General features: G+C 51.7%; 9 protein-coding genes. All 9 read right to left on the bottom strand.

Features of this window, described 5'->3' with window-relative positions; translation table 11 throughout:
• Window positions 1-118: 118 nt before the first annotated feature.
• The 9 genes from K9N21_09600 to K9N21_09560 all read right to left on the bottom strand — a co-directional run bounded on the left by K9N21_09600 (window position 119) and on the right by K9N21_09560 (window position 8032).
• Complete coding sequence (locus K9N21_09600; protein MCF8144161.1) at window positions 119-1246, bottom strand: hypothetical protein; 1128 nt, start codon at window positions 1244-1246, stop codon at window positions 119-121.
• Window positions 1246-2274, bottom strand: coding sequence for a hypothetical protein (locus K9N21_09595; GenBank protein ID MCF8144160.1), 1029 nt, complete (start codon window positions 2272-2274; stop codon window positions 1246-1248). The genes K9N21_09600 and K9N21_09595 overlap by 1 nt, the downstream gene beginning before the upstream one ends.
• Before the next feature lie 371 nt (window positions 2275-2645).
• Complete coding sequence (locus tag K9N21_09590; GenBank protein ID MCF8144159.1) at window positions 2646-2855, bottom strand: hypothetical protein; 210 nt, start codon at window positions 2853-2855, stop codon at window positions 2646-2648.
• Window positions 2852-3364, bottom strand: coding sequence for an ORF6N domain-containing protein (locus K9N21_09585; GenBank protein MCF8144158.1), 513 nt, complete (start codon window positions 3362-3364; stop codon window positions 2852-2854). The genes K9N21_09590 and K9N21_09585 overlap by 4 nt, the downstream gene beginning before the upstream one ends.
• 205 nt (window positions 3365-3569) lie before the next feature.
• Window positions 3570-3815 (bottom strand): hypothetical protein, encoded by a 246-nt coding sequence (locus K9N21_09580; protein MCF8144157.1) that lies wholly within the window; start codon window positions 3813-3815, stop codon window positions 3570-3572.
• Window positions 3812-4387, bottom strand: coding sequence for a zeta toxin family protein (locus K9N21_09575; protein MCF8144156.1), 576 nt, complete (start codon window positions 4385-4387; stop codon window positions 3812-3814). Before K9N21_09575 ends, K9N21_09580 begins: the two co-directional genes overlap by 4 nt.
• A gap of 193 nt (window positions 4388-4580) precedes the next feature.
• On the bottom strand, window positions 4581-4826 hold the full coding sequence (locus K9N21_09570; GenBank protein ID MCF8144155.1) for a hypothetical protein: 246 nt from the start codon (window positions 4824-4826) through the stop codon (window positions 4581-4583).
• A gap of 450 nt (window positions 4827-5276) precedes the next feature.
• Entirely contained in the window at window positions 5277-6743 is a 1467-nt protein-coding gene (glgA, locus tag K9N21_09565) for a glycogen synthase GlgA (protein ID MCF8144154.1), read from the bottom strand.
• A 26-nt stretch (window positions 6744-6769) separates the two neighbouring features.
• Window positions 6770-8032, bottom strand: a complete 1263-nt coding sequence (locus K9N21_09560) for a glycosyl transferase (GenBank protein MCF8144153.1) — start codon at window positions 8030-8032, stop codon at window positions 6770-6772.
• Window positions 8033-8048 lie beyond the last annotated feature (16 nt).

The following is an 8048-nucleotide window of genomic DNA, read 5'->3' as shown; positions in this document are numbered from 1 at the left end:
CCCGCTTCATGTTCGTATTGAGGAGAAATGGGGATGGCGGGTCGCCTCCGACACCCCCTCCGGTTCGCTACGCTCACCTACGGGGGTGTCGCCACTTCTCTCCTGCTTCATCCGACAACTACTCTGACACAGGGGGTAACTTAGATTTCCATATTCTGCTGTAATACCCATGTTCGGCTTTCGCAGTTTCAGCTTCCATCTCGATGCCGAGGGGGAAAATCAAGAAAAGCCCTTCAATCAGTGTGTCCCCGGGAATACGACTATCGATAGGACGTTGTGCTGTTTTGTCGGGGTCAAAACTCAGTACTCTCGAGTTCGGGCGGTAGAAAATTCCATGGGCTTCAGTAACTTGAAGGAATGTTGCAGTCCGCCTTAACTCTCTCTTGGCGATTTGTCTGAAAAGATATAACTCATCCTGATCTGCTTCTTCTCCAGTAAAACAGCTCAAATCTTCCCCGGATCGGAAAATCTGTCTATTCAATTTGACGGAACTGAGCAGATGGACTGATCTTCCCAGCGACGGCACCTCAGGTTCTTCAGAAATCCCTATATCGGAGACACACGGATCGTAACCAAAATCATCCTCATCCTTGCAGCCTGACCATACAATTTGTACAAGTTTCTTGAAAACCGGCGCTGTTAGGATAGCATCTGGAACAGAACCCCAACCCCTTGCTCTAAGCGCACCAACCTTGATCAGCACATCAAACGGTTCAATCCTGCGGTAGTCCCGTAAGTTATGCAGAAATATGTCATCATCTATAGATAAGTCCCCCTCCAGTTCAAATAGAGGTTCAAAATGTGGTCTTGCCATGCGATGACAGTGGATTCTAACCAATAACCCTTGATCACAGGCCTCGTTAATGATAGCTTTAAGTTTTTCCCGTACAGGATTTTCTGCAAGTGTCAAGTCCTTGGCACAATTCAAAGCAGAATTATAAAGGTGCAGGATATCATTGCCCCACTGTCTACCAACTCTCTCAGGTTCACCAAACAGGGAAAAAATAGCATGGCCTATTGATTGGTCAAAAGGCACTGGAACCGTAAGCCATTCACTCAGTAGCGTACGGAGTCGGCAGGAAATATCAGTTGCGTCTTCCGCATCCGAATCACTGAGGGCGAATATAATACCCCGCAAAAAGCGCCGAAGTGAGCTGAATGCCGTGGACGCTATCTCGTGCCTGTCGATAGAGACATCTTCATTGCGCTCAAGAAATTCAAAAACCGTAGAAGCGGATTTTGCCATCAGTTCCTTTTACGTCTTAAGATCCTTACGCTAATCCCCCGGGGTACTGGGGAAAATCTGTGATTTGCATTTTGATCGTCTTCGTACCATTGGTACAATCCCTGGATTCTATGCCCCACAGACTCTAAGTCATTTCTTTCTAAGACGCGACTAAATATACCGATTACGTCACTCCGCTGAAAACTTGGCAACCCCAATACCTTGACAAAAGACTTGTCTCCATCGACAACGACTGTAGATGTTACGTGTGCCTTACGGTCAAGGCTTTCGGTTTTGGAGTTAAAAAAGGACATCCGGGAAATTGAGCCGAGATGGGACCAACCTTTAATGGTGAGCAATGTTGGAAGAGGATATTCAACTGAATTAATACGAAATCGGATTGAGTCAATGGATCTGTATGTGGGGATTTTGCCACCAACACGGCCGGCAAGGCAAAGTCCAGAGAACGATTGCCGAAGATTGTCTGGAATCAATTGGGCTGATTCTATGATATTGGTATATATTTCCCTTTTTAAGACGCCTTCTTGCTCATCCAATTGAGGAGGAGGTTCACCTTCTATTTGCCAGTCGAGTGAATATGTGCGATTCTGCCACCACGTACCATCTTCAATGGAATAGAAAAGCTCATTCTTTGCTATGTTACTCCTTTCAGAAATCATATAACGTTTAGCAGGCGTATTACGCCAATTTCGAACCCAACCTGTTGCCCTTTCTGAATATCCACATCTCGCTTTTTTGGGATTGCAGGGCTGGGGACAATTGCGGCAGCTTTGCAGATACTGTTGAGCATATCTTAGTAGTGCATCATAATGGCCATCGACGTTATTAGCCTTCGGATTTCCTAAATCCCTTATGAGAGCGCCAAGTGCAATCAAACCGGCTGCTGCTGAGTCACACGGCATCGAAACAAGTGCGATTCTCCTATAACCCAGCCCAACCTCCTGCCATTGAAAGCCAAAATTGATAAGGAATTGAGCCCACTTGGGAATTGGTTGCCATTTCTCTTTATTCTCGGAAAACATCAACATTACTTACTTTCCAAAATCCGCATTTTCAATTCTTGAGTGGGCCGCAAAAACACAAAGCCCCGTTCTCCTTTGATGGAGTAACGGGGTTTCCCGGCGTTCAGGGATCATTTCCAATTTTCTTTCCTCTCACAGGGTTGAAAGGAGAATAAGAGCGATTGGCATGATTACCACCTATCGTTTATAAAAAAACCTAATGAAAGTCAACATGTTCTGGTTGCTGAATACTCGATACTGGATACCCGATACTGGTCCCCGGTTTGTTGGGTTTCGCTCCGCTCTACCCAACCTACCCTCCGCCATCTGTCCTCGGTTCTCTGACCTCCGACCCCTGACTCCTGATCCCCGACTCCCTGCCTCCTGGTTAGAATACCTTAACATGGGCGATTGTCATATACGGTCACAGCGCAGGAACTTTTTTTCAGAAAAATGCGTTTTTCGTCCCCTAAAGGCGCCAAAATCACGAAGCTGGAAAAGTCCGCCACTTGGGCCTTGCGGGTGAAATAGCGGATCAGGCCGAAGCGCACTCGGCCGGCCACCAGGTTGCCGAAAGAAAGGGCTTCCTCAGAGATATAACTGTTCACTCTTTACCTTTTTTGCCATATCTCGCTTTCGGCTCATCGACTTCAAAACCTATCCGTTTTCTCGGGGGATCGGGCGGCGCCATGAGTTGCCGGATGGCATCGAAAATCATCTGAATCTGTTCATCGTGATCTTTGAGATGAGACTCAAGTTGATTAAGTTTGACGGCGAGTTCTTTGTGCCCTGCCAGCATTTCACGCAGCCTCACGAATGCGCGAACAACATAAACACTCGCCTGGATGGCCCTGGGGGTGTTGAGGACACTGGCTGCCATGATTGCCCCGTGCTCTGTAAATGCATCAGGCAAAACAGCCGAGAATTTGATCCTCGAAAGGTGGTCGCAATTTGCGACCACCTCTGCCTTTTCCTCAGGGGCCAAACGGAATATAAAATCCTCGGGAAATCGATCCCGGTTTCGCCTCACCTGTTCATTGAGCCTTTTTGTGGTCACGCCATAGAGGGCCGCGAGATCCGCATCGAGAATCACCCTCTGGCCGCGCAGAGAGAGAATCGACTTCTCAAGGCGGCTCTATCACCCTGTCGGGGTGGTCCCATGTCACTCTTCACCTTTGCGTGTTTTCCAGACCTCTCTTCACGAGCCCCTTGGCCCCATAATGTGTCTATGGTGATTTTCCTGACGTTGTTGACCGATGGCGGACCTGCAAGCGACGTCCATGCCTTTATGCCTTTCACCACTATAAATGAATTTCCTGGGCCTAACCTTTTCTGCCTGCGCTGTTCTGACCTGGATCATGGCGGGCGGCCCCTGGCTCATAAAGGCCAGGAGACTCCTGGACTTCGCCCTGAGGATCAGGGATTTTCCAGACCACACGGCCGTCTTTCCAGATGGCCACCGGTTTGCCCCGGCGCCGATGATCTTCCATCACCCTGGCCACAGCCTGGCGCAGGGCCGTGAGGGCCATATCTCCGAGCTTCTCAATAGGGAATTCATGAGATGTCATGGCATAGCCCCTCCCAGCATCTCTCGATAACGGCTCTCATCGAACACTTCTATATCTCCTTCTTCTTCCTTAAAGATCATGATGGGTGCCTCGCCGGAATTGTCAAAGAAATACAAGCTGCTTGTCAACTGCCGATACATGTGGAACAGGTTGTCAAGGCTCCTTTTGTAGCGACGTCGAACATCTATTTCCGGAACAGGATGCCCCCCGGCCTCAACCCTCCCATGTATGCGCGAGAGCGCCAGTTCTACATTTGGCACCCAGAGGTAAAATATTCGTATTTCATATCCACTTTCCTTCATCCCGTTGATTTGCCGATAATAGGTGCGGCCTGCCAGGGTTGTCTCAAATGCGAAATCTTCGCGACGGGACACATTGCGTCGAATCTCTTCCAAGACCAGCCGGCCGGCCCTTGTCATGGAACGAGATGGATCGAGAGGCGAGATGCCCTGAGCAATGAGGTCAGGGTTGATGAAGTTGAGGCATCGGACAAACCGCGGCAAAAATTCAAGGGCAAACGTTGTTTTTCCTGCGCCGTTGGGTCCTGCAATGATATAACATTGTGGCCTCATGCCTGTCCCCCCGATCTGGGGGCCAGCATTCCCCACAAACCCCTGAAGCAGAGGAGCTGTTTTTTCATATTGTCAAATATCTGTGGCATACGACTCCTTGTTTCTTAACACATGCAGACGGGTTGCAATATATCCTACGCGTTGCGCCAGCGGTCGAATTCGCTGGGCAGCAATTGAAGGATCTGGTCGCCGGTCATACTGTAAAGATATTCCTTTTTTCGTTTTCATTCAGGTCGCCGAACTGATAGATGTCGCCTTGAAGCGCCCGCGTACCGAAATCCTCGATCAAGATAGAGTCAGGTGCCTCGTCAGGAGACGGAAGGTTCTGCAGGCCCGAGTGCTTGGCCTCAAGATGCGTCCCGAGGCTAGACAGGTAACGGTGCTTATTCTTTTCCGCAGCTTTTTCGGTCCCGGACTTGAAGCTGAATCGCACCGTCACCGGGCCTCTTCCAACGAGGCATCCAGGCAATTCTGAATCGCTTCCCGCACCAACGCATCGCTTATGCTGGCGATCGCCTCTGTGTTGAAAAACTCGCCTTCAATGGGATCCACATTTATCTCACCCCCCGGCCCACAAAATAAAACACCCCGTACTCCACAGTTTTGGAATAACGGGGGTTTAGAATATCTGATGATCATGTTGATCCTCTTTCTTTTTGGGGTTGAAAGGAGGATGCCGGATAAGAAAGCTTGTCTCAAGATTTCATATTCGGTCAGGTCGAACATGTCAACAGAAACATCTCCGGACCCTGGTCGAATACCGTTGAAAAGAGGGGTGATAAACCGTGAAGTCGAGGCTTGGAAGCTAAGCCTCTTTCACGGATGTCATGTAACCGACGCGCCATGGTGAAGAGGTTAAAAAGAGGTGATCGGGCGGCACACTTACGTTTCAGGGTTTCCGGATGGATTGGTAGATCTCGATGTATCTCCTTGCTGAGCGGTCCCATGAAAAGTCCGCCTGCATCCCGTTGGCCATGAGTATTTTCCAATCCTCCGGATCCGTGTACAGATCGATGGCCGTTCGAATGGCGCTCAAGAAAGCAGCGGCCTTGTAAAGGCCGAACTTGACCCCGTTTCCATGTTTGGACGACCTGTCAAAAGAGACGATGGTATCCTCCAGCCCGCCGGTTGCGCGCACCACCGGTGCGGTCCCGTATTTCAGGGCATACATCTGGGTGAGGCCGCAGGGCTCGTACCGGGACGGGATCAGAAATATGTCGGCTCCGGCCATGATCCGGTGTGCGAGGGGTTCGTTGAATCCCATTTCGAGTCCCACCCGCCCGGGATGACGTCCGGCCGCTTCCAGGATGGCCTCTTGAATGTCCTTATCGCCTGAACCCAAGATCACCAGCCCGACGTTCAGGCGGAGGAGATCGTCCAGGATCTCCACCAGTAGGTCGAGTCCCTTCTGGGCATCCAGGCGGGAGATCATCCCCAGGAGGGGGGCGTCTGCCAGAGACGGTTCCAGACCCATCTCCTTTATCAGGGCGTTCTTGCAGAGACGTTTTCCGGCCATTTCCTGAGGGCTGTAGTTGACGGGGAGGTGCTGATCATGGGACGGGTCCCAGATGCGGTAGTCGATCCCGTTGAGAACCCCGTGGAGGGCGTGGCCGCGGTCGCGAAGGATTCCCTCCATCCCCATCCCATATTCCTTTGTCTGGATTTCGCCGGCATAGGTGGGGCTCACCGTGGTCACGGCCTCGGAATACATAATGCCCGCCTTGAGCAGGCTGATGTTCCCCCAGAATTCCAGTCCTCCCATATGGAAAAAATCCGTTCCGGAGAGCATGGTCATCGGGAGCTTTCCGGGGGGAAAGATCCCCTGGTATCCCATATTGTGGATGGTGAACACGGAAGGAATGCCCGAGAACATCGGGTGGTCCCAGTAGGGTCCCTTAACCAGGGCCGGGACAAGCCCTGTCTGCCAGTCGTGGCAATGGATCACGTCGGGTTTGAAGGAGAGGGCTTCAGCGGTTCCCAAAGCGGCATGGGAAAAAAAGGCGAATCGCTCCAGGTTGTCGTAATAATCCCCTGAGGCGTTTCCGTACAGATTCGGCCGGTCATAGAGGTCTTCCCGTTCGATGAGGTAGACCGGAACCTCATTTCCCATTTCCACTTGTTTTACAGAGGCCTTGAGTATGTCCGGCCCGAGGGGCACCTCCAGGGTATCCAGGGCCGGGACAAGGGGAAAACGGCCCTCTCTGACTTTGCGGTACAGCGGCATGGCCACCCTCACGTCCACCCCGTGGCGTTTCAGGGCCAGGGGGAGGGCGCCGGCCACATCGGCCAGGCCCCCGGTTTTGGCAAAGGGGACCACTTCAGAGGAAAGAAACAGAACCTTTAACGATGTATCCATTAGGTTTTGCCGTATCCCGGCCAAGTTCAGGCATTGTCGGCTTCGACCGCTTCCAGCAGGATGCGATCGATTTCCGGAAGACTGTAAAAAACCCTGTTCCAGGAGGGGAGGAGGGTACTCTCCCGCGGCCCTCTGCTCTGCTCCCAGGCGGTCCACAGGAAACCTCTGAAATATTGCGCCGTGAGTTCTTCCTGGTGACGATCGAAATGGAGGTCGTTTACTTCGGCATCGTCGCTGTAGTTCTTTATAAACACAAGGACGTTCTGATAATAGGTATGCAATATCATATCCACAAAGGCATCATCCAGGGAAACGCCGTGGGAACGCATGTAATTCAAATAGAATTTGGCGATGTCCACGACCATCCGGTGAAGTCCCCGGCTGGTATCGTCAGGAGAAAGATCCTGGTGCTTGTGCTCATAGTTTCGGGCCAGATCGATCTGGGCGATTTTGCTGGGGATAAGCCGGTGATAGACCTCTGACAATGTCGCGACTTCCAATCCCCAGTCATAGGCGATGTTGATGCCCCGCGCCAGCTGGGCGGTAAAGCTGAACTCACCGGCCAGAGGGTAATTGAAGGTCCGGTGGTAGCTGAAAAAACGCCATAGCTCATCCATCCCCCGCTCGCGCATGACCCGGGCCATGGCGTCCACGAAAGGGGTCACAAACAGCCTTGTTACCCGACCGTTCATGATCTGTTCCGTGGGAGAAATACGGGGATAATAGCCTTTGCAGAATTCAAAGTCGCTGTTGGGGTTGGCGGTGGGTTCAATCAGTCGACCCAGGAGCATCCGATTATAGGTGACAATATCGCAGTCGTGGAGGGCGATCACGTCGGAATCCCCCCGGGCTATGAGATAGCCGAGGGTGACCCAGACCGACTGCCCCTTTCCCTCGATTCCGGTCGAGATTTCTTTTTGCTGGAGATCCCGGAAAATCTGCTGGATGCGGGGCCCGTCCACCCAGATGATTTTGACATCCCTCCCGGGTGTTCGAAGTCTTCCGAAATACTCCTTTGCCCTCTGGAACCGGGATTCCTCGGATGCACCCCCCAGTGCGACCACAACATTGTGGAGATAGCGGACCTCTTGAATCTCGTCGAGGATCCGGTCCAGCACCTCGGGATTCTCTATCTCGGCGTAGAGGGAGGGCAGCAGGAGGCTGATCCTGGTATGCCGGGCGTATCGCTCCAGTTTTCTTTCAAGGTTTTCCAGATAGATGTCCGGATCAAAGGCCTCATAGAGGCTGTGTAAGGTGGTGATGATGCCTTCCTGATGAAAATCTCCCATCGGCTTCTCCTTTCTA

It is taken from the genome of Deltaproteobacteria bacterium (genome assembly GCA_021737785.1).
Taxonomy (GTDB): domain Bacteria; phylum Desulfobacterota; class DSM-4660; order Desulfatiglandales; family Desulfatiglandaceae; genus AUK324.
Note: the sequence above shows the minus strand (reverse complement) of the source record. Positions and strands in the feature narration are given on the sequence as shown.